15 protein-coding genes are annotated in these 19,769 nt (G+C 63.9%); 12 read left to right on the top strand and 3 right to left on the bottom strand.

Annotated elements, in window-relative coordinates:
* Nucleotides 1–187 precede the first annotated feature (187 nt).
* From CAG00_RS23305 to CAG00_RS23295, 3 genes are all read left to right on the top strand, one after another.
* Nucleotides 188–3,337, top strand: coding sequence for a transglycosylase domain-containing protein (locus CAG00_RS23305; RefSeq protein ID WP_085665437.1), 3,150 nt, complete (start codon nt 188–190; stop codon nt 3,335–3,337).
* 89 nt (nt 3,338–3,426) lie between these two features.
* The gene (locus CAG00_RS23300; RefSeq protein ID WP_046614772.1) at nt 3,427–3,972 is read left to right on the top strand and encodes a PadR family transcriptional regulator; all 546 of its coding nucleotides are present in this window, start codon (nt 3,427–3,429) and stop codon (nt 3,970–3,972) included.
* The gene (locus tag CAG00_RS23295) at nt 3,965–4,726 is read left to right on the top strand and encodes a siderophore-interacting protein (RefSeq protein ID WP_085665436.1); all 762 of its coding nucleotides are present in this window, start codon (nt 3,965–3,967) and stop codon (nt 4,724–4,726) included. Before CAG00_RS23300 ends, CAG00_RS23295 begins: the two co-directional genes overlap by 8 nt.
* A gap of 119 nt (nt 4,727–4,845) precedes the next feature.
* Here CAG00_RS23295 and CAG00_RS23290 read toward each other — a convergent pair whose 3' ends face one another.
* Together CAG00_RS23290 and CAG00_RS23285 are read right to left on the bottom strand one after the other, a co-directional pair.
* On the bottom strand, nt 4,846–5,481 hold the full coding sequence (locus tag CAG00_RS23290) for a Pr6Pr family membrane protein (RefSeq protein ID WP_085665435.1): 636 nt from the start codon (nt 5,479–5,481) through the stop codon (nt 4,846–4,848).
* Between the two features lies 1 nt (nt 5,482).
* Nucleotides 5,483–5,704, bottom strand: coding sequence for a VF530 family DNA-binding protein (locus tag CAG00_RS23285; protein ID WP_003252112.1), 222 nt, complete (start codon nt 5,702–5,704; stop codon nt 5,483–5,485).
* A 165-nt stretch (nt 5,705–5,869) separates the two neighbouring features.
* Between CAG00_RS23285 and CAG00_RS23280 the strand changes: the two genes are divergently transcribed.
* From CAG00_RS23280 to cmoB, 7 genes are all read left to right on the top strand, one after another.
* On the top strand, nt 5,870–7,915 hold the full coding sequence (locus CAG00_RS23280; protein WP_085665434.1) for a TonB-dependent receptor: 2,046 nt from the start codon (nt 5,870–5,872) through the stop codon (nt 7,913–7,915).
* Nucleotides 7,916–8,258: 343 nt separating this feature from the next.
* Complete coding sequence (locus CAG00_RS23275) at nt 8,259–9,593, top strand: carbohydrate porin (RefSeq protein ID WP_085665433.1); 1,335 nt, start codon at nt 8,259–8,261, stop codon at nt 9,591–9,593.
* A gap of 30 nt (nt 9,594–9,623) precedes the next feature.
* Nucleotides 9,624–12,035 (top strand): glucose/quinate/shikimate family membrane-bound PQQ-dependent dehydrogenase, encoded by a 2,412-nt coding sequence (locus CAG00_RS23270; protein WP_085665432.1) that lies wholly within the window; start codon nt 9,624–9,626, stop codon nt 12,033–12,035.
* Nucleotides 12,036–12,252: 217 nt separating this feature from the next.
* Nucleotides 12,253–14,673, top strand: coding sequence for an endopeptidase La (gene lon / locus CAG00_RS23265; protein WP_085614225.1), 2,421 nt, complete (start codon nt 12,253–12,255; stop codon nt 14,671–14,673).
* Between the two features lie 170 nt (nt 14,674–14,843).
* Nucleotides 14,844–15,236, top strand: coding sequence for a protease inhibitor I42 family protein (locus tag CAG00_RS23260; RefSeq protein WP_075046169.1), 393 nt, complete (start codon nt 14,844–14,846; stop codon nt 15,234–15,236).
* A 146-nt stretch (nt 15,237–15,382) separates the two neighbouring features.
* Nucleotides 15,383–16,126, top strand: a complete 744-nt coding sequence (gene cmoA, locus CAG00_RS23255) for a carboxy-S-adenosyl-L-methionine synthase CmoA (protein WP_025340420.1) — start codon at nt 15,383–15,385, stop codon at nt 16,124–16,126.
* Complete coding sequence (gene cmoB, locus CAG00_RS23250; protein WP_025340421.1) at nt 16,123–17,079, top strand: tRNA 5-methoxyuridine(34)/uridine 5-oxyacetic acid(34) synthase CmoB; 957 nt, start codon at nt 16,123–16,125, stop codon at nt 17,077–17,079. The genes cmoA and cmoB overlap by 4 nt, the downstream gene beginning before the upstream one ends.
* A 68-nt stretch (nt 17,080–17,147) precedes the next feature.
* On the opposite strand, the gene CAG00_RS23245 is transcribed toward cmoB, so the two are convergent.
* Nucleotides 17,148–17,351, bottom strand: a complete 204-nt coding sequence (locus CAG00_RS23245; RefSeq protein WP_025340422.1) for a hypothetical protein — start codon at nt 17,349–17,351, stop codon at nt 17,148–17,150.
* A 349-nt stretch (nt 17,352–17,700) separates the two neighbouring features.
* On the opposite strand from CAG00_RS23245, the gene CAG00_RS23240 reads away from it, so the two are divergent.
* Both CAG00_RS23240 and CAG00_RS23235 read left to right on the top strand, forming a co-directional pair.
* Nucleotides 17,701–18,375: a heavy metal response regulator transcription factor gene (locus CAG00_RS23240; RefSeq protein WP_003258489.1), complete on the top strand. Its 675-nt coding sequence runs from the start codon at nt 17,701–17,703 to the stop codon at nt 18,373–18,375.
* Nucleotides 18,372–19,754 carry a heavy metal sensor histidine kinase gene (locus tag CAG00_RS23235; protein WP_085665431.1) on the top strand — a complete coding sequence of 461 codons (1,383 nt, stop codon included), beginning with the start codon at nt 18,372–18,374 and terminating at the stop codon, nt 19,752–19,754. Before CAG00_RS23240 ends, CAG00_RS23235 begins: the two co-directional genes overlap by 4 nt.
* Nucleotides 19,755–19,769: the final 15 nt, after the last annotated feature.

Raw genomic sequence — 19,769 nt, 5'->3', positions numbered from 1 at the left:
CGAAAGGGCTGCAAAGCAGCCCCAAAATCGCCCGGCCACCATAGCAATATCGCCTTACGAAAAAACCCACACCAAAGCCGCATAGCCCTACGCCACTTTCTCCGTCTCTTACAAATTTTTCACCTGACCCGCTCAACGTCTAAGCTTCAGACAAGCAAGACGAAAATACCTGGCCGGATAGAAGACTATGGGCGCACTGTGGCAATCGGAACCAAGCAGAACGGAAGCACCCGAGATACCTCCGGCCGAGACGCCACAACCCAAGTCCCCCCGTCAGCGTCGGCTATGGTGGCGGCTGATCATCCTCATCCTGCTGGTGGCGCTGGTGGCCATCGGCTTCGCTGCGTATGACGAATTCCGCACCTCCAACCTGCAGTCGCGGGAATTCAGCAAGCTGGCCAGCACCCTCACCTATTCGCTGCAACCAGGCCCCAGCGATGCCATCGTCTACCCCGGCGAAGGGCCGTTCGACAAACGCCTGGGCTACAGCGCCCTGGGCGAATTCCTGCCGCGCCTGCTCAAGCGCGACTACCTGATCAGCGAGCAGGTGAAGTTCTCGCCGGCGTTGATGAACTACGTCGATCATGGGCTGTTCGCCCCCTATATCGAGAAAATCCAGGCTGGCCTGTCGATCACCGACTGCCGCGGCGACATGCTGTACCAGTACAACTACCCGCAACACCTGTACCCGGACTTTGCGGCGATCCCGCCGGTGATCGTCAACAGCCTGCTGTTCATCGAGAACCGCGACCTGCTCGACACCAAGGACCCACGCAACAACCCGGCCGTGGACTGGCCGCGCTTCGCCAAGGCCGCCTACAGCCAGGTGGCCAAGTACCTGGCCCTGCCCGGCCAGTCCGCTGGCGGCAGCACCCTGGCCACGCAGCTGGAAAAGTACCGCCATTCACCGGACGGCCTGACCGTTTCCGGCGCCGAGAAGATCCGCCAGATGATTTCCGCCAGCGTGCGCGCCTACCAGGGCGGCCCTGACACCACCGAGGCGCGCCAGCGCATCGTGCGGGACTACCTCAACAGCGTGCCGCTGTCGGCAGTGCCTGGGCATGGCGAAGTGCATGGCATGGCCGAAGGCCTGCGGGTCTGGTACGGCGCCGACTTCGACCAAGTCAACCAGGCCCTGAATTCCACCGCCAGCGACCCCGAGAGCATGGCCGCACGCGGCCTGGCCCTGCGCCAGGTGCTGTCACTGATGATTGCCCAGCGCCGGCCGTCGCACTACCTGTCCAAGGGGCGGCTCGAACTGGCCGAACTGACCGACGCGCACATCCGCGTGCTGGCCGCCAACAAGGTCATCGAGCAGCCACTGGCCGACGCCGCACTGGCCAGCAAGGCGGTATACCGCGACTGGGTGGCGCAACCGACCATCGTGCCGATCGTCACCAACAAGGGCATCAGCCTGGCACGCAACCGCCTGGCGGCCATGCTCAACCGCCCGCTGTACGACCTCGACCGGCTCGACGTGTCGGCCACCAGTACCCTTCAGTCCGACCTGCAGCTGCAGGTCAGCCAGTACCTGAAAAACCTTGCCGACCCTGAATTCGCAGCGCAGATCGGCCTGATCGGCGAACGCCTGCTCACCGCCAAGACCACCGACCAGGTGAGCTACAGCTTCACCTTGTTCGAGCGCACCGCTGACGGCTCGCGGGTGCGGGTGCAGACCGACAGCACCGACCAGCCCTTCGACATCAACGAAGGCAGCAAGCTGGAGTTGGGTTCAACCGCCAAGTTGCGGGTACTCACCACCTACCTGGAGATCATCGCCGAACTGCACGACAAGTACGCCGGCAAGCCAGCCGCCGAGTTGAAGAAAGTCGAAGTCGCCGAACTCGACCGCATCAGCCAGTGGTCGCTGGAATGGCTGGCGCAGAACAGCAAGAACCAGAGCCTGGACGCCATGCTCGATGCGGCGCTGGAACGCAAGTATTCGGCCAACACCGGCGAAGCTTTCTTCACCGGCGGCGGCATGCATGTGTTCAACAACTTCCGCAAGGAAGACAACAGCCGCAACCCAACCCTCAAGGATGCATTGCGCGAGTCGATCAACCTGCCGTTCATCCGCCTGATGCGCGACCTGGTGCGCTACGTGACCTACCAGCAGCCATACAACCGCGTGCCGCTGCTCAAGGACGACTCCGACCCGCGCCGCCAGGAATACCTGGCCCGTTTCGCCGACAAGGAAGGCACCAACTACCTGATGCGCTTCTGGAAGAAATACCAGCGCAAGACCTCGCAGCAGCGCCTGGACACCTTCCTCGACAGCATGCGCGTAACCCCGCAACGGTTGGCGGCCGTGCACCGCTACCTGTTCCCCGAGGCTGGCCAGGAAACTTTCAACGCCTTCGTCCGCGCCCACCTCAAGGGTGACAAGATCGTCCTGGGCAAACTGACCGATGGCCGCCTGTCGGAGATGTACGACGCCTACGGCCCGGGCAAGTACGACCTGCCCGACCAGGGCTATATCGCCAAGGTGCACCCGCTGGACTTGTGGCTGTTGGGTTACCTGCTGAAGAACCCCGGCTCTACCTTGACCGAAATGGTCAATGCCAGCCGCTTCGAGCGCCAGGAGGTATACGGCTGGCTGTTCAAGAGCCGCCATCAGGGTGCCCGTGACAGCCGCATTCGCACCATGGTCGAGATCGAAGCGTTCCTCGACATTCACCAGCGCTGGAAGCGCGTGGGCTATCCATTCGACCACCTGGTACCCTCGCTGGCCACCGCCATCGGCAGCTCGGGCGACCGCCCCGCCGCCCTCTCCGAACTGGTCGGCATCATCCAGAACGACGGCGTGCGCCTGCCGACCTTGCGGATCGACACCCTGCACTTCGCTGCCAACACGCCTTATGAGACCAAGCTGGTCACCGACCCGGACCGGGGGGTGCGGATTCTGCCGGTCGAAGTGGCGCGCGCCCTCAAAGGCGCCATGTCGCAGGTGGTGGATGCGGGCACCGCGCGGCGTATTTCCGGCAGTTTCAAGCTGCAGGACGGCACGCCATTGGTGATGGGCGGCAAGACCGGTACCGGTGACAACCGCATCGAAAGCTTTGGTACTGGCGGCCGGCTGATCGGCTCGCGCTCGCTGAACCGTACCGCCACCTTCGTGTTCTTCCTGGGCGACAACCACTTCGGCACCTTGACCGCGTTCGTGCCGGGGCGCTCGGCAGAGGCCTTCAAGTTCACCTCGGCGCTGCCGGTGCAGGTACTCAAGGGCATGGCTCCGATCCTCATGCCATACCTGCAACCGGGCAATCCGAATGAGTGCAAAGCGCCGCAGGTGGCCATGCACACAGCCGCGCCGCAAGGGGATACATCGAACAACTAGATGATAATCATCTGCAATTAAGGGCTTGTCTTTAGATATATCTTGAGTAATATCTTACGATATATCGCAAACGACGGAGCCCTGCCCCCATGCGCGAACATACCCCCCATGACCCCTTCGAGCGGCGCCCAGGTCGTGGCGAACGCGGCCCGCGCGTCTTCGCCCCCGGCGACCTCAAGCTGCTGATGCTGGCCCTGCTCGCCGAGCAGCCAGGCCACGGCTACGACCTGATCCGCCAGATCGAAAACCTGTTCGACGGCAGCTACAGCCCAAGCCCCGGGGTGATCTACCCCACCCTCAACTTCCTCGAGGAGGCCGAGCTGATCAGCGGCCAGGTGCAGGGCAGCAAACGCCTCTACGCCATTACCGAAGCCGGCCGCACCGCCCTGGCCGAACAGGCCGTCGCACTGGACGGCGTGCGCATGCGCATCGAAGTCAGCAAGCGCGCCCTGCGCGGCCACGACCGCCCACCAGAGATTCATGAAGCGGTCGGCAACCTGCGCCACGCACTGCACATGCACAGTGGCCGCTGGACACCGGAAGAAATCGAGCGGGTCCGCGACCTGCTCAACCACACCGCCAAGGCCATCGCCTCCGGGCCGGCCGAACCTGTCAGGGAGACACCCCATGAGTGACACCATTCACCGCGTCAACCACGAAATCCGCCAACGCCGCCTGCAGGTGCTGCGGGTCACCGAACTGACCCCGCGCATGCGCCGCATCACCCTTGGGGGAGCCGAGCTGCAAGGCTTCACCAGCGTGGGCAGCGACGACCATATCAAGCTGCTGTTCGCCGAGACGCCGGAGCAACAGCGGGCCATAGAGGCTCGTAACCTGGGCCGAGAAGGTGGCGCGCGGCCTACCATGCGCGAATACACGCCACGGCGCATCGACCTGGTGACCAATGAGCTGGACATCGACTTCGTGCTTCACGGCGATGGCCCTGCCTCTACCTGGGCAGCCCAGGCGGCACCCGGGCAAACCCTGGACATTGCCGGGCCGCGGGCTTCGATGGTGGTGCCGGACATCTTCGACAGCTACCTGCTGATCGGCGACGAAACCGCCATTCCGGCCATTGGCCGCCGCCTGGAGGAATTGCCAGCGGGCCGCCAGGTACTGGCGGTTATCCAGATCGAAGACGAGCAGGAACGCCAGCCACTGCCGAGCAAGGCACAGGTGGAAGTGATCTGGGTACGTCGCCAACAGGAAGACCTGCTGGCGCTGGTGAACAACCTGACCTTGCCGCAAGGCCGGTTGTATGGCTGGGTGGCACTGGAAAAAGCCCTGACCCGCCAGGCCAAGGCACTGTTGCTGGAGAAAGGTTTGCCTGAGGATGCGCTCAAGGCTGTGGCCTACTGGCGTGCCGACGGGACTGCGGACGACGAATGATTGATTATTGCTGCCCCGGCCCTATCGCCGGCAAGCCAGCTCCCACAGGTACCCCGCAGCGTTCAAGGGCTGCGCAATTCCTGTGGGAGCTGGCTTGCCGGCGATAGGGCCAGTGCAGGTCAAGCCAATCTGTGCAGCCCCCGCCACCTGTCCAGCCCCAGCAACACCAGCCCAATCCCCCAGAACCCAGCCAACACCCCCAGGGCATTGAGCAATACCTGCCCATACCCCAGGCTCGCCACATCGATGAACGGGTAGGCATACACGCCAATCTCGCTCCCCCGCCACAGCGCGTAGGCAAAATACATCGCCGGGTACACCGCCCAGACCAGCAGATGCCATAGCCGCAACCTGCCCTTGGGCACCTCGCACCACCAGTACAAGGCATATAGCACGGGCATCACATCGTGCAGCAACTCGTCCGCCAGCCATTGCCAGCCCTGCGGTTGCCACAAGTGACGCAACAGCACGCTGTAGGCCAATGCCACCAGCACGATGCTGGCGGCCACCGCGGAACTCACCGCAGGCGACAGGAAAAAGCGCTTGGCACGGCCTTCCCGGCCGAACGCCGCATAACTGAGCACCGTTGCCACCAGGGTATTGGTCAACACGGTGAAATACCCGAACACATTGATCAGGCCACCCACCAGACTGGCCTGTTCCTGCCAACGCGCCAACAGCACCAGGTACACCTGCACGGTCAGGCCGAACCAACCCAGCACGGCCATGCCGGTCAGCCAGGGACGGCGCGGCATGTCAGGCCTGGCGCTGCAGCTTCACGTACAGCTGCTCGACCTTTTCCCGTGCCCACGGCGTCTTGCGCAGGAAGGTCAGGCTCGACTTGATGGTCGGGTTGCTTTTGAAGCAGCGCACATCGATGCGCTCGGCCAGGCCCTGCCATTGGTAGTGCGCCACCAACTCGGTGAGGATCTGTTCGAGGGTCTTGCCGTGCAGCGCGTTGTGTTGGGCCGTGCTCATGCCAGTGCTCCGTAGGAAAGATGCGCACCTTACACGAGTGTAGTGGTGGGTGGGATCAGGTGAGTCGACAGAAAAACCGCTGGCCAGGCGCAAAACCTCTGTGCTGAAATAGAGATGTTATATTGTAACAATACAAAAGCATCTGCCAAGGAACGCCCCATCCCCATGCTGTACACACCGCTTCGCCTCTCTCCCCTCGCCGTCGCGCTGTGGCTGGCCGCATCACCCAGCCACGCCGTGGAACTCGAACCCCAGGTCATCACCGCCAACCCTTTGGGCAACAGCCAGCTGGCCGCACCCAGCACCGTGCTCGAAGGCGACAACCTGCTGCAACAGCAGCACGGCAGCCTCGGTGAAACCCTGAACAAGCAGCCCGGGGTCGCCTCCACCTGGTTCGGCCCAGGCGCCAGTCGCCCGGTAATTCGTGGCCTGGATGGCGACCGCATTCGCATCCTGCGCAATGGCGTCGGCGCCCTGGATGCTTCATCGCTGTCCTACGACCACGCCGTGCCGCTGGACCCGGTGACCGTCGACCGTGTCGAGATCGTCCGTGGCCCGGCTGCCCTGCTCTACGGCGGCAACGCCATCGGAGGTGTGGTCAATACCTTCGACAATCGCATCCCGGATACCCCCATCGAGGGCATCCAAGGTGCCGGTGAACTGCGCTACGGCGGCGCCGATACCACCCGCAGCAGCGCTGGCAAGCTGGAGGCCGGCAACGGTGCCTTCGCCCTGCACCTGGATGCCAACAGCCGCCAGTTCAACGACCTGCGCATCCCCGGTTACGCGCGCAGTTCCAAGGTGCGCGACGCCGACGAACCCGGCGGCAAGCACCGCCTGGAAAACAGCGACGGCCGCCAGGACGGTGGCGCCGTGGGTGGCGCCTACCATTGGGACCACGGTTACGCCGGCCTGTCGTACAGCCGCTACGACAGCAACTATGGCTCGGTGGCCGAGCCAGGTGTGCGCCTGGACATGAAGCAGGACCACTACGCCTTCGCCTCCGAACTGCGTGACCTGGACGGCCCGTTCACTTCGGTCAAGGTCGATGCCGGCTACACCGACTACGAGCACCGTGAAATAGAAGAAGGCGAAGTCCACACCACCTTCAGGAACAAGGGCTATGAGGCACGTATCGAAGCCCGCCACCAACCGCTCGGGCCGGTAGAAGGCGTGATCGGCGCCCAGGTCAGCCGCAACGAATTCTCCGCCTTGGGCGAGGAAGCCTTCGTCCCGCACACCGACACCGACAGCCTGGCGCTGTTCATGCTGGAGCAGTGGCAAGCCACCGAGCGCCTGAACCTGAGCCTGGGCGCACGCATGGAGCACACCCGGGTCGACCCGGATGCCAAAGGCAACGAGAACTTCGCCGACGCCGACAGCGCCAGCACTTTCAACGCTTTCAGCCTGTCTTCCGGGGCGGTGTACCAGCTCGACCCGATCTGGTCGCTGGCCGCCAACCTCGGCTACACCGAGCGCGCCCCGACCTTCTACGAGCTGTATGCCAATGGTGCCCACGTGGCCACCGGAGCCTTTGAAGTCGGCGATGCCAGCCTGAACAAGGAAAAAGCCATTTCTACCGACCTGGCCTTGCGTTTCGACAACGGCACCCACAAGGGCAGTGTCGGGGTGTTCTACAGCCACTTCCGCAACTACATCGGCCTGATCGGCACCGGCAACATCCGCGAGGGGCATGACCACGACCATGGCGAGGATGACCATGACCACGATCACGACCATGACGGTTTCCCGGAATACCAGTACCAGGGCGTGCGGGCGCGCTTCTATGGCATCGAGGCCCAGGACCGCTGGCAACTGGCCGAGAACCGCTATGGCAGCTTTGCCCTGGAGCTCTCCGGTGACTACACCCGGGCGAAAAACCTCGACAGTGGCGAGCCGCTGCCACGCATCGCCCCACTGCGCCTGAACAGCGGCCTGGTCTGGGAGCTGGACCGCTGGCAGGCGCGGGTCGACGTGCAGCATGCTGCGTCGCAGCATCGCAAACCGGCCAACGAAACCAGCACCGATGGCTATACCACGCTGGGGGCCAGTGTTGGCTACCGCTTTGAAGTTGGCCAGAGCCAGTGGCTAGCGTTTGTGCGCGGCGAGAACTTGACTGACCAGACCGTGCGCTATGCCAGCTCGATCCTGCGCGATATCGCCCCGGCGCCGGGGCGTAGTGTGGAAGTGGGTCTGCGTACCACCTTCTGATCTACCGGGTCCTTTGGGATCAACCGTTTTACTTAAGACTTGAAGCTGACGAGATTCCTGTGGGAGCGGGTTCACCCGCGAATGCGATGCCAGGACCACCATCGCATTCGCGGGTGAACCCGCTCCCACAAGATCCCGTATTAACCTAACTTCATCTGTACTGTTACCAGACAAGCAACAATCCACTGCGACAATTTGTCTTTTTTTCTTACAACTTCCCCTATATCCTCCCCGCCGCAAGCTGAATCGCTTCATCGAAACCATCTTGTCGCCTTATCCATTGAAGGGCCCGCCCTTCGATGCGCTTGCCGTTTATTCAATAATCAAAAGATAGCGCTATCTCATGCTCCAACTGCCCAAAACCTGTTACATCGGCCTTGCCCTCAGCGCCCTGGCGGCCCCCACCGGCGCCAGCGAGATGTTCGCCAGCGACTCCCCCTGGATGCTCGGCGACTGGGGTGGCACCCGCAGCGAACTGCTGGAAAAAGGCTACGACTTCACCCTCGGCTACACCGGCGAGATGGGCAGCAACCTGCATGGTGGCTACGACCACGACCGCACCGCGCGCTACAGCGACCAGTTCACCTTCGGCAGCCACCTGGACCTGGAGAAGATCCTTGGCTGGCACGACACCGAATTCCAGCTGACCATCACCGAGCGCCACGGCGACAACATCAGCAACGACCGCATCAACGACCCGCGTGTCGGCGGCTTCACCTCGGCCCAGGAGGTCTGGGGCCGTGGCGAAACCTGGCGGCTGACGCAGATGTGGATCAAGCAGAAGTACTTCGACGGCGCACTGGACGTGAAATTCGGCCGTTTCGGCGAAGGCGAGGACTTCAACAGCTTCCCCTGCGACTTCCAGAACCTGGCCTTCTGCGGCTCGCAGGTAGGCAACTGGGTGGGTGGCATCTGGTACAACTGGCCGGTCAGCCAGTGGGCCCTGCGCGTGCGCTACAACCTCAGCGACGCGCTCTACGCCCAGGTCGGCGTGTTCCAGCAGAACCCCTCGAACCTGGAGTCGGGCAACGGCTTCAAGCTCAGCGGCAGCGGCACCCAAGGCGCGGTAATGCCGGTGGAATTGGTGTGGAGCCCACAGATCAATGGCCTGAAAGGGGAATATCGCGCCGGCTACTACTACAGTAATGCCAAGGCACAGGATGTTCTCAAGGACAGCAACGGCCAGCCGGCAGCCCTCAGCGGCGCCGCCTACCGCAGCAGTTCGAGCAAGCACGGCTTGTGGCTCGGCGCCCAGCAGCAGGTGACTTCGCTGGCGTCCGACCAGTCGCGTGGCCTGAGCCTGTTCGCCAACGCCACGGTGCACGACAAGAAGACCAATGCCATCGACAACTATGTGCAGGCAGGACTGGTATACAAAGGGCCCTTCGACGCCCGCGCCAAGGACGACATCGGTTTCGCCCTGGCCCGTGTGCACGTCAACCCTGCCTATCGCAAGAACGCGCGCCTGGCCAACCAGGCCGCCGGCCTCTACGACTACGACAACCCCGGTTTCCTGCCGGTGCAGGACACCGAGTACAGCGCCGAGCTGTACTACGGCATCCATCTGGCCAACTGGCTCACGGTCCGCCCCAACCTGCAGTACATCCGCCATCCGGGCGGGGTGTCGCAGGTCGATGGCGCCCTGATCGGCGGCCTGAAGATCCAGAGCAGTTTCTAACCCCCTTTTTGACCTGACGGAGAACCTACGATGAGCACTGAAGGTGCCAACAATGGAAGCCGCTGGCTACCGCGCCTGATCGGCGCGCTGCTGTTGCTGATGGGCCTGGCCCTGCTGGCCGGCGGCATCAAGCTGAGCCAGCTGGGCGGATCGCTGTACTACCTGATCGCCGGTATCGGCTTTGCCCTGTCGGGCATCCTGCTGCTGGCCCAGCGCCGCATCGCCCTGGGCCTGTACGGCCTGGTACTGCTGGGCAGCACCGTGTGGGCCCTGCTCGAAGTGGGCCTGGACTGGTGGCAACTGGTACCGCGCCTGGCCATCTGGTTTGCCATCGGTGTGGTCCTGCTGCTGCCCTGGGCGCGTCGCCCGCTGATCGGCCCGGCCAACAAGGCCAACACTGCGCTGCTCGGCATTGCAGTGGTCGCTTCGGGCGCTTGCGCCCTGGGCAGCCAGTTCACCCACCCCGGTGAAGTGTTCGGCGAACTGGGCCGCGACAGCAGCGAAATGGCCAGCGCCGCCCCGGCCATGCCCGACGGCGAATGGCAGGCCTACGGCCGCACCGAGCACGGCGACCGCTATTCGCCGCTGCGCCAGATCACCCCGCAGAACGCCTACCGCCTGGAAGAGGCCTGGCGCATCCGCACCGGTGACCTGCCGACCGAAAACGACCCGGTGGAGCTGACCAACCAGAACACCCCGCTGAAGGTCAACGGCATGCTCTATGCCTGCACCGCGCACAGCCGCGTGCTGGCCCTGGACCCGGACACCGGCGCGGAAATCTGGCGCTACGACCCGCAGGTCAAGAGCCCGGTCGGCACCTTCAAGGGCTTCGCCCACATGACCTGCCGTGGCGTTTCGTACTATGACGAAAACCGTTACGTCAGCCGCGACGGCAGCCCGGCACCGAAAATTACCGACGCCGGCCAGGCCGTGGCCCAGGCCTGCCCTCGCCGCCTCTACCTGCCGACTGCGGACGCCCGCCTGATCGCCATCAATGCCGACAACGGCAAGGTCTGCGAAGGCTTCGCCAACCAGGGCGTGATCGACCTCACCACCGGCATCGGCCCGTTCACCGCTGGCGGCTACTACTCCACCTCGCCAGCCGCGGTCACCCGTGACCTGGTGATCATCGGTGGCCATGTCACCGACAACGAGTCGACCAACGAGCCATCCGGCGTGATCCGCGCCTACGATGTGCACGATGGCCACCTGGTGTGGAACTGGGACAGCAACAACCCGGACGACACCCAGCCACTGGCTCCCGGCAAGATGTACAGCCGCAACTCGGCCAACATGTGGTCGATCGCCAGCGTCGACGAAGACCTCGGCATGATCTACCTGCCACTGGGCAACCAGACCCCGGACCAGTGGGGCGCCAACCGCACCCCAGGCGCCGAGAAGTACAGCGCCGGCGTGGTCGCCCTGGACCTTGCCACCGGCAAGGCTCGCTGGAACTACCAGTTCACCCACCACGACCTGTGGGACATGGACGTCGGCAGCCAGCCGACCTTGGTCCACCTGAAGACCGACGATGGCGTGAAGCCGGCAATCATCGTGCCGACCAAGCAAGGCAGCCTGTACGTGCTCGACCGCCGCGACGGTACGCCGATCGTGCCGATCCGCGAGATCCCCACCCCGCAAGGTGCGGTGAAGGGCGACCACACCTCGCCGACCCAGGCCCGCTCCGACCTCAACCTGCTCGGCCCTGAACTGACCGAACAGGCCATGTGGGGCGCCACGCCGTTCGACCAGATGCTGTGCCGCATCCAGTTCCGCGAGCTGCGTTACGAAGGCCAGTACACCCCGCCGTCCGAGCAAGGCTCGCTGATCTACCCGGGCAACGTCGGTGTGTTCAACTGGGGTAGCGTGTCGGTCGACCCGGTGCGCCAACTGCTGTTCACCTCGCCCAACTACATGGCCTTCGTGTCGAAAATGATCCCGCGTGAGCAGGTGGCCGAGGGCAGCAAGCGCGAAAGCGAGACCAGCGGCGTGCAGCCGAACACCGGTGCGCCGTACGCGGTGACCATGCACCCGTTCATGTCGCCACTGGGCGTACCGTGCCAGGCCCCGGCCTGGGGCTATGTCGCCGCCATCGACCTGTTCACCAACAAGGTGGTGTGGAAGCACAAGAACGGCACCACCCGCGACAGCACCCCGGTGCCGATCGGCATGCCGGTTGGCGTGCCGAGCATGGGTGGTTCGATCGTCACCGCCGGTGGCGTCGGCTTCCTCAGCGGCACCCTGGACCAGTACCTGCGCGCCTATGACGTGAACAACGGCAAGGAACTGTGGAAAGCCCGCCTGCCAGCGGGTGGCCAGGCCACGCCGATGAGCTACAGCGGCAAGGATGGCAAGCAGTACGTGCTGGTGACTGCCGGCGGGCATGGCTCGCTGGGCACCAGGATGGGCGACTACATCATCGCTTACAAACTGGCTGAGTAATCCAGAGATGCGGCAGTGAACCTGCTGCCGCATTCGCGGGTAAACCCGCTCCCACAGGTACGGCGCTGCCCCCAAGCTCGGCGCCGTACCTGTGGGAGCGGGTTTACCCGCGAAGAGGCCGGTACAGGCATCACTCCTCTCTGCACCCTTCATCTACCATTGAAACCCATCCCCCCCCGCCCCATCTAAGCACCATAGTCATTCACGCAGGTGCCCCATGAGCGACCAGCAGGATTTCCCGGAACATCCCGACGAACACAGCGAAGTCGAACACACCACTCCCCAGGCCGAAACCGGCCACGCCCTCGCCCTGCCCGGCCAGCAGCTGCCGGACAAGGTCTATGTGATCCCGATTCACAACCGTCCGTTCTTCCCGGCCCAGGTGCTGCCGGTCATCGTCAATGAAGACCCTTGGGCAGAAACCCTCGACCTGGTGGCCCAGTCGCCAGACCACAGCCTGGCCCTGTTCTTCATGGATACCCCGCCAGAAGACCACCGCCACTTCGACACCTCGGCGCTGCCGCAGTACGGCACGCTGGTGAAGGTGCACCACGCCAGCCGCGAAAACGGCAAGCTGCAGTTCGTCGCCCAGGGCCTGACCCGGGTACGCATCCGTACCTGGCTCAAGCACCACCGCCCGCCGTACCTCGTCGAGGTGGAATACCCGCGCCAGCCAGCCGAGCCGACCGACGAGGTCAAGGCCTACGGCATGGCGCTGATCAATGCGATCAAGGAGCTGCTGCCGCTCAACCCGCTGTACAGCGAAGAGCTGAAGAACTACCTCAACCGCTTCAGCCCCAACGACCCGTCGCCGCTCACCGACTTCGCCGCCGCCCTCACCTCGGCCACCGGCAACCAGTTGCAGGAAGTGCTCGACTGCGTACCCATGCTCAAGCGCATGGAAAAGGTCCTGCCGATGCTGCGCAAGGAAGTCGAGGTGGCGCGCCTGCAGAACGAAATCTCGGCCGAGGTCAACCGGCAGATCGGCGAGCACCAGCGCGAGTTCTTCCTCAAGGAACAGCTCAAGGTCATCCAGCAGGAGCTGGGCCTGACCAAGGACGACCGCAGCGCCGACCTCGAGCAGTTCGAGCAGCGCCTCGAAGGCAAGACCCTGCCGGACCAGGCACGCAAGCGCATCGACGAAGAGATGGGCAAGCTGGCCATCCTCGAAACCGGCTCGCCCGAATACGCCGTCACCCGCAACTACCTGGACTGGGCCACCGCCCTGCCCTGGGGCGTGTACGGCAAGGACAAGCTCGACCTCAAGCACGCACGCAAGGTCCTCGACCAGCACCACGCCGGCCTCGACGACATCAAGGAGCGCATACTCGAATTCCTCGCCGTGGGCGCCTGGAAAGGCGAGATCAGCGGCTCGATCGTGCTGCTGGTGGGCCCGCCCGGGGTAGGCAAGACCAGCATCGGCAAATCCATCGCCGAATCGCTCGGCCGGCCGTTCTACCGCTTCAGTGTCGGCGGCATGCGCGACGAGGCCGAGATCAAGGGCCACCGCCGCACCTACATCGGCGCCCAGCCCGGCAAGCTGGTGCAGGCCCTGAAAGACGTCGAAGTGATGAACCCGGTGATCATGCTCGACGAGATCGACAAGATGGGCCAGAGCTACCAGGGCGACCCGGCTTCAGCGCTGCTGGAAACCCTGGACCCGGAGCAAAACGTCGACTTCCTCGACCACTACCTGGACCTGCGCCTGGACCTGTCCAAGGTGCTGTTCGTGTGCACCGCCAACACCCTGGATTCGATCCCCGGGCCATTGCTCGACCGCATGGAAGTGATCCGCCTGTCCGGCTACATCACCGAAGAGAAACTGGCCATCGCCAAGCGCCACCTGTGGCCCAAGCAGCTGGAAAAGGCCGGTGTGGCCAAGACCAGCCTCGGCATCAGCGACAGCGCCCTGCGCGCGGTGATCGAAGGCTATGCCCGCGAAGCCGGGGTACGCCAGCTGGAGAAACAACTGGGCAAGCTGGTGCGCAAGGCCGTGGTCAAGCTGCTGGAAAACCCCGAGGCCAAACTGAAGATCGGCACCAAGGACCTGGAAGCCGCGCTTGGCATGCCGGTGTTCCGCAGCGAGCAGGTGCTGGCTGGCAAAGGCGTGATCACCGGCCTGGCCTGGACCAGCATGGGCGGCGCCACGCTGCCGATCGAAGCCACCCGCATCCACACCCTCAACCGCGGCTTCAAGCTGACCGGCAAGCTGGGTGATGTGATGAAAGAGTCGGCCGAAATTGCCTACAGCTACGTCAGCTCCAACCTCAAGCAGTTTGGTGGTGACCCTGGCTTCTTCAACGAAGCGTTCATTCACCTGCACGTGCCCGAAGGCGCCACGCCCAAGGACGGCCCGAGTGCCGGCATCACCATGGCCAGCGCCCTGCTGTCGCTGGCCCGAGACCAGGCGCCGAAGAAGGGCGTGGCCATGACCGGCGAGCTGACCCTGACCGGGCAGGTACTACCGATTGGCGGTGTGCGCGAGAAGGTGATTGCGGCGCGGCGGCAGAAGATCTTCGAGCTGATCTTGCCGGAGCCTAACCGTGGGGACTATGAGGAGCTGCCGGACTACCTGCGCGAAGGTCTGACCGTGCATTTCGCCAAGCGCTTCGCCGACGTGGCCAAAGTGCTGTTCTAGCCAACACCGGCCTCTTCGCGGGTAAACCCGCTCCCACAGGGATAGCGCAGGGCTTGAGCCCAGTGAGATCACTGTGGGAGCGGGTTTACCCGCGAAAGGGCCGGCACAGGCAACACAAATCTCCTCGATCATCGGTTATCCTCAGGCCATCGTCAGCCTCCGGAGCCAACATGACCGCCCCTCGTCTGCTCGTTCCCCTGAGCTTCGCCCTGATTTCCGCCTGTGCCCAACAGCCCACGCAACCCGTCGAACTGGACGCCGAAAGCGAATGCCCGACGCGCCTGCAGGTTGGCCAGGCGCTGATCCTGAGCTTGCCCAGCAACCCGTCCACCGGCTACCGCTGGCGCGTCGAAGCACCTGCCTCCAACGTACTGCGCAGCCTTGGCCCGGAGGTGTATAGCGCTCCCGAGGAGGAAGACGTGGTCGGCAGCGCCGGTGTCTCCACCTGGCGCTACCAGGCCAGCGATACCGGCGATGGTCAGTTGGTGCTGGTGTACCAGCAGCCGTGGGCCGCAGATATCGCCCCCGTGCAAACCTTCGACTGCAAGATCATCGTCCGCTAAAGTCCGCAGCTTCGCTCATAGGCAACCTGCACACCCACCAGGCAGGCGCAGAGGTCCCTCAGCGCCCGCCCCTGAAGCGCTGCCATGGCAAGAATCGCGGCCTTTGGCTAAAATGCGCCTCCGTTTCACCCTGTATCGAGCCCGCCGTGAGCAAACAACCCGACCGCCTTTTCGCCCAGCCCTTGGAGCAAGTGCCCGACTTCGTCTTCAACGAGGATGTGGTGCGTGTGTTCCCGGACATGATCAAGCGCTCGGTTCCGGGCTACCCGACCATTGTCGAGAACCTCGGCGTGCTGGCCGCGCGCTTCGCCCAGCCGCATACCGCGCTGTACGACCTGGGTGCGTCGTTGGGTGCCGTTACTCAATCGCTGCGCCGCCATGTGCGCAGTGACGGCTGCCGGGTAATCGCCGTGGACAACTCCGCGGCGATGGTCGAGCGTTGCCGCCAGTACCTCACCGCCCAGGACTCGATGTTCCAGGAACTGCTGCCGGTGCAGGTGCTGGAAGCCGACATCCTGGCCCTGCCCTTCGAGCCCGCCTCGGTGGTGGCGATGAATTTCACCCTGCAGTTCATCGCCCCCGACCAGCGCCTGGAGCTGCTCGGCCGCATCCGCCAGGCGCTGTTGCCCGGTGGTGCGCTGATCCTCTCGGAAAAACTGCGCTTCGCCGATGATGAACAGCAGGACCTGCTCAATGAACTGCACCTGGACTTCAAACGTGCCAATGGCTACAGCGAACTGGAAATTGCCCAGAAGCGCAGCGCCATCGAGAACGTGATGAGGCCCGACACCCTCGAAGCCCACCAGGCGCGCCTGCGCGCAGCCGGTTTCTCGAAGGTGGTGCCCTGGTTCCAATGCCTTAACTTCGCCTCTTTGATTGCCCTGCCATGATCGATCTGTCCCCCCTCGTCCGCCGCCTGGCGGGCACGCCCCTGGCTTCCTGGTCGCAAGGCCTGCAAGCGCAACTGGAAGCCAAGCTGGAGAAGGGTCACGGTGACCTCGACCGCTGGCGAGGTGCTCTGGAAGCCTTGCCCGCCCTGCAACCGAGCGAAATCGACCTGGTCAACGGGCTGCGCCTGGACTGCGATTGCGACGACGCCACCCGCGCGCAGATGCGCCAGGCACTGATGGGCCTGTCCCCTTGGCGCAAAGGGCCATTCGACCTGTTCGGCGTGCATGTGGACACCGAATGGCGTTCGGACTGGAAATGGTCCCGGGTCGGCCCGCACCTGGACCTCAAGGGCAAGCGCGTGCTCGACGTGGGCTGCGGTAACGGCTACTACCAGTGGCGCATGCTCGGTGCCGGCGCCGACATGGTGATTGGCGTCGATCCCAACTGGCTGTTCTTCTGCCAGTTCCAGGCCGTTCAGCAATACCTGCCAGAGCTGCCCGCCTGGCACCTGCCTTTCGCCCTGGAAGACCTGCCGGCCAACCTCGAAGGTTTCGACACGGTGTTTTCCATGGGGGTGTTCTACCACCGCCGCTCGCCCATCGAGCACCTGCTGGCGCTCAAGGACTGCCTGGTCAAAGGCGGGGAACTGGTGCTGGAAACCCTGGTGATCGAGGGTGACGAAAACCAGGTGCTGGTACCTGAGGACCGCTATGCACAGATGCGCAACGTCTGGTACCTGCCGTCGGTACCGGCCCTGGAGCGCTGGTTACGCCGTGCCGGTTTCAGCGATGTGCGTTGCGTCGACGTAAGCGTGACCAGCGTCGAGGAACAGCGCAGCACCGAGTGGATGCGCTACCAGTCACTGGGCGACTTCCTTGACCCGAACGACCACAGCAAGACCATCGAAGGCCTGCCGGCCCCACGCCGCGCCACCCTGCTGGCGCGCAAATAAAAAAGGCGCCCGGATGGGCGCCCGAATACACCTGCGCCGAGGAGCTGTCACGGCGCAGGTGCTGTCACTCAATCCTTGGCCAACTCGCGGGCCTTCTCCTGTGCCTTGCGCTCACGCTCGGCAACGGCCTGTTGCTTGTCGCCGTGCAGCCGCTGCTGGTCTTCGCGGAACGCTTGCCAGAATTGTTTGGAACGTTCCGCACCGCCCTCGGCGTAAACACTGGCGCTGCCCAGGGCAAGGGTGGCCAACAGCAGGTATTTGGTCAGGTTCATCGTGGTTGCCTCGTGATAACCGATCAGACAGGGCCATCCTAGCGAGGGCTAGCTAACGGCAAGGTGAGGCGGGGATTACAGTCTTGCAATGTGGCCCTGTTTTGCCTGTTCGGGCCCTATCGCCGGCAAGCCAGCTCCCACAGGTACTGCACAGTTTTCAAGACTTGTGGTGATCCTGTGGGAGCTGGCTTGCCGGCGATAGGGCCCGAACAGACAGCCAGATAACACCAGGATTACAAATCCGTTATCTGCGCCGCGCGTCCTTACTCATGCCGTAACATCCCACGCCTTGACCCTGATGCCACTACAGGGTCGAGAATCGCCCCCTTTCATCACACCGAGCCCACCCATGCGTCTACTGATCATCGAGGACGAACTGCGTACCGCCGACTACCTGCAGCAGGGCCTGCGCGAGAACGGCTACGTGGTCGACTGCGCCCACACCGGCACCGATGGCCTGCACCTGGCCCGCCAGCAGCCCTACGACCTGGTCATCCTCGACGTCAACCTGCCCGAACTCGATGGCTGGACCGTGCTGCAGCGGCTGCGCGCCGAATCGGCCACGCGCATCATGATGCTTACCGCCCACGGCCGCCTGGCCGACCGGGTCAAGGGCCTGGATCTGGGGGCCGACGATTACCTGCTCAAACCTTTCGAGTTCCCGGAACTGCTGGCCCGTATCCGCAGCCTGCTGCGCCGCAACGACCAGCAACTGCAGCCCAGCACCCTGCGCGTCGCCGATCTGGAGCTGGACCCTGGCCGCCACCGCGCCTACCGCGCCGGCCAGCGTATAGACCTGACCGCCAAGGAATTCGCCCTGCTGCACCTGCTGATGCGCCAGACCGGCGAGGTGCTGTCACGCACCCAGATCATCTCGCTGGTGTGGGACATGAACTTCGACTGCGACACCAATGTGGTCGAGGTTTCGATACGGCGCCTGCGGGCAAAGATCGACGACCCGTTCGACAACAAGCTGATCCATACCCTGCGTGGCGTCGGCTACGTGCTCGAGGCACGCTTTTGAAAAACGCCAGCCTGTCACTGCGCCTGGGCTTGAGCGTGACGCTGATGGGCGCTGCACTGGTGCTGCTGCTGGCCTGCCTGGCCGTGTTCGCCCTCGATCACGAACTGGACAGCCGCGCACGCAAGGACCTGGCGCGCAAGATGCTGCAGGTCGAGCACAACCTGCGGGTCGACCTGCGTAGCGAAGACCTGGGCAGCCGCGCCCATCCCTTGCTCGACCTGGTGATGGGGCACGACAACCTCAGCCTCAGCGTGCTGGCCCTCGAAGGCCGCCATCCGCACCTGCTCAGCCTGGGGCCAGCGCTGGAATCGCAGGTAGGCGATCTGCGCACCGATGCCCGTCTGGCCTTTCATGCGTGGCGCGACAGCAATGGCAACCAGATACTCACCGTGACCCGGCTGATGCGCCTGCGCGACGACACCCCGGTCAAGGTGATGATGTCGCTCAACCGCGCCGACGACAACGCCCTGCTGCAGGCCTACCTGCACTCCACCTTGCTCGCGCTGCCGTTGCTGCTGTTGCTGATCGGGGCCGGTGCCTGGTGGCTGATGCAGCGCGGCCTGAGACCACTGCGGCACTTCCGGCGCATTGCCGGGCGGGTGTCGGCCCAGGACATGCAACATCGTCTTCCCGCTACCGGCCTGCCGCTGGAGCTGGCAGAGCTGGCCAGCAGCATCAACGTGATGCTCGACCGCCTCGATCAGGGCGTCAGCCAGTTGTCGCAGTTCTCCGATGATCTGGCCCATGAACTGCGCACACCGTTGAGCAACCTGATGGGCAAGGCGCAAGTGACGCTGGCCCGCGAACGGGACAACGCGAATTACCGGGAAGTGCTGGAAGACAGCATCGAAGAACTGACCCGGCTCAACCGCATCATCAATGACATGCTGTTTCTCGCCCAGGTCAGCCAACCCCAGGCCCAGGTCGCGCTCAAGCCCATGGCATTGGCCGACGAGACGGCGCGGGTTGTCGAGCTGTTTGCGTTCAGTGCCGAGCTGAAAGGGGTTGAGTTGCGTGTGCAAGGCTGGGGGACGGCGCAGGGTGATCGGCTGATGTTTCAGCGGGCACTGTCGAACCTGTTGAGCAATGCCATTCGGCACTGCCCCGATGACAAGCCTGTGGAACTGCGTATCGAGCGCGTGGGCAGCGAAGTTCGGCTTTCGGTGGAAAACCAGGGGCCTGGTATTGCTGAAGAACACCAGTCGCGCTTGTTCGAGCGGTTTTACCGGGTGGGCTCCGGGCGCTCACGGCTGGAGGGAGGGACCGGGTTGGGGCTGGCGATCGTGAAATCGATCATGCAGTTGCATGGCGGGCGGGTCGAGGTCAGCAGCAGCCCCTTTGGGCCTACCCGGTTTACCCTGGTGTTTCCAGCCGAGTAATACATCGCTTGTGTC

Origin of the sequence: Pseudomonas sp. B5(2017), assembly GCF_002112825.1 — a bacterium.
In the GTDB taxonomy this organism is placed as follows: domain Bacteria; phylum Pseudomonadota; class Gammaproteobacteria; order Pseudomonadales; family Pseudomonadaceae; genus Aquipseudomonas; species Aquipseudomonas putida_Z.
Note: the sequence above shows the minus strand (reverse complement) of the source record. Positions and strands in the feature narration are given on the sequence as shown.

Excerpts from the sequence above, each read along its gene's own strand:
- CAG00_RS23305 (WP_085665437.1), top strand. The coding sequence starts at position 188 with ATGGGCGCACTGTGGCAATCGGAACCAAGCAGAACGGAAGCACCCGAG.
- CAG00_RS23300 (WP_046614772.1), top strand. The coding sequence starts at position 3,427 with ATGCGCGAACATACCCCCCATGACCCCTTCGAGCGGCGCCCAGGTCGT.
- CAG00_RS23295 (WP_085665436.1), top strand. The coding sequence starts at position 3,965 with ATGAGTGACACCATTCACCGCGTCAACCACGAAATCCGCCAACGCCGC.
- CAG00_RS23290 (WP_085665435.1), bottom strand. The coding sequence starts at position 5,481 with ATGCCGCGCCGTCCCTGGCTGACCGGCATGGCCGTGCTGGGTTGGTTC.
- CAG00_RS23285 (WP_003252112.1), bottom strand. The coding sequence starts at position 5,704 with ATGAGCACGGCCCAACACAACGCGCTGCACGGCAAGACCCTCGAACAG.
- CAG00_RS23280 (WP_085665434.1), top strand. The coding sequence starts at position 5,870 with ATGCTGTACACACCGCTTCGCCTCTCTCCCCTCGCCGTCGCGCTGTGG.
- CAG00_RS23275 (WP_085665433.1), top strand. The coding sequence starts at position 8,259 with ATGCTCCAACTGCCCAAAACCTGTTACATCGGCCTTGCCCTCAGCGCC.
- CAG00_RS23270 (WP_085665432.1), top strand. The coding sequence starts at position 9,624 with ATGAGCACTGAAGGTGCCAACAATGGAAGCCGCTGGCTACCGCGCCTG.
- lon (WP_085614225.1), top strand. The coding sequence starts at position 12,253 with ATGAGCGACCAGCAGGATTTCCCGGAACATCCCGACGAACACAGCGAA.
- CAG00_RS23260 (WP_075046169.1), top strand. The coding sequence starts at position 14,844 with ATGACCGCCCCTCGTCTGCTCGTTCCCCTGAGCTTCGCCCTGATTTCC.
- cmoB (WP_025340421.1), top strand. The coding sequence starts at position 16,123 with ATGATCGATCTGTCCCCCCTCGTCCGCCGCCTGGCGGGCACGCCCCTG.
- CAG00_RS23245 (WP_025340422.1), bottom strand. The coding sequence starts at position 17,351 with ATGAACCTGACCAAATACCTGCTGTTGGCCACCCTTGCCCTGGGCAGC.
- CAG00_RS23240 (WP_003258489.1), top strand. The coding sequence starts at position 17,701 with ATGCGTCTACTGATCATCGAGGACGAACTGCGTACCGCCGACTACCTG.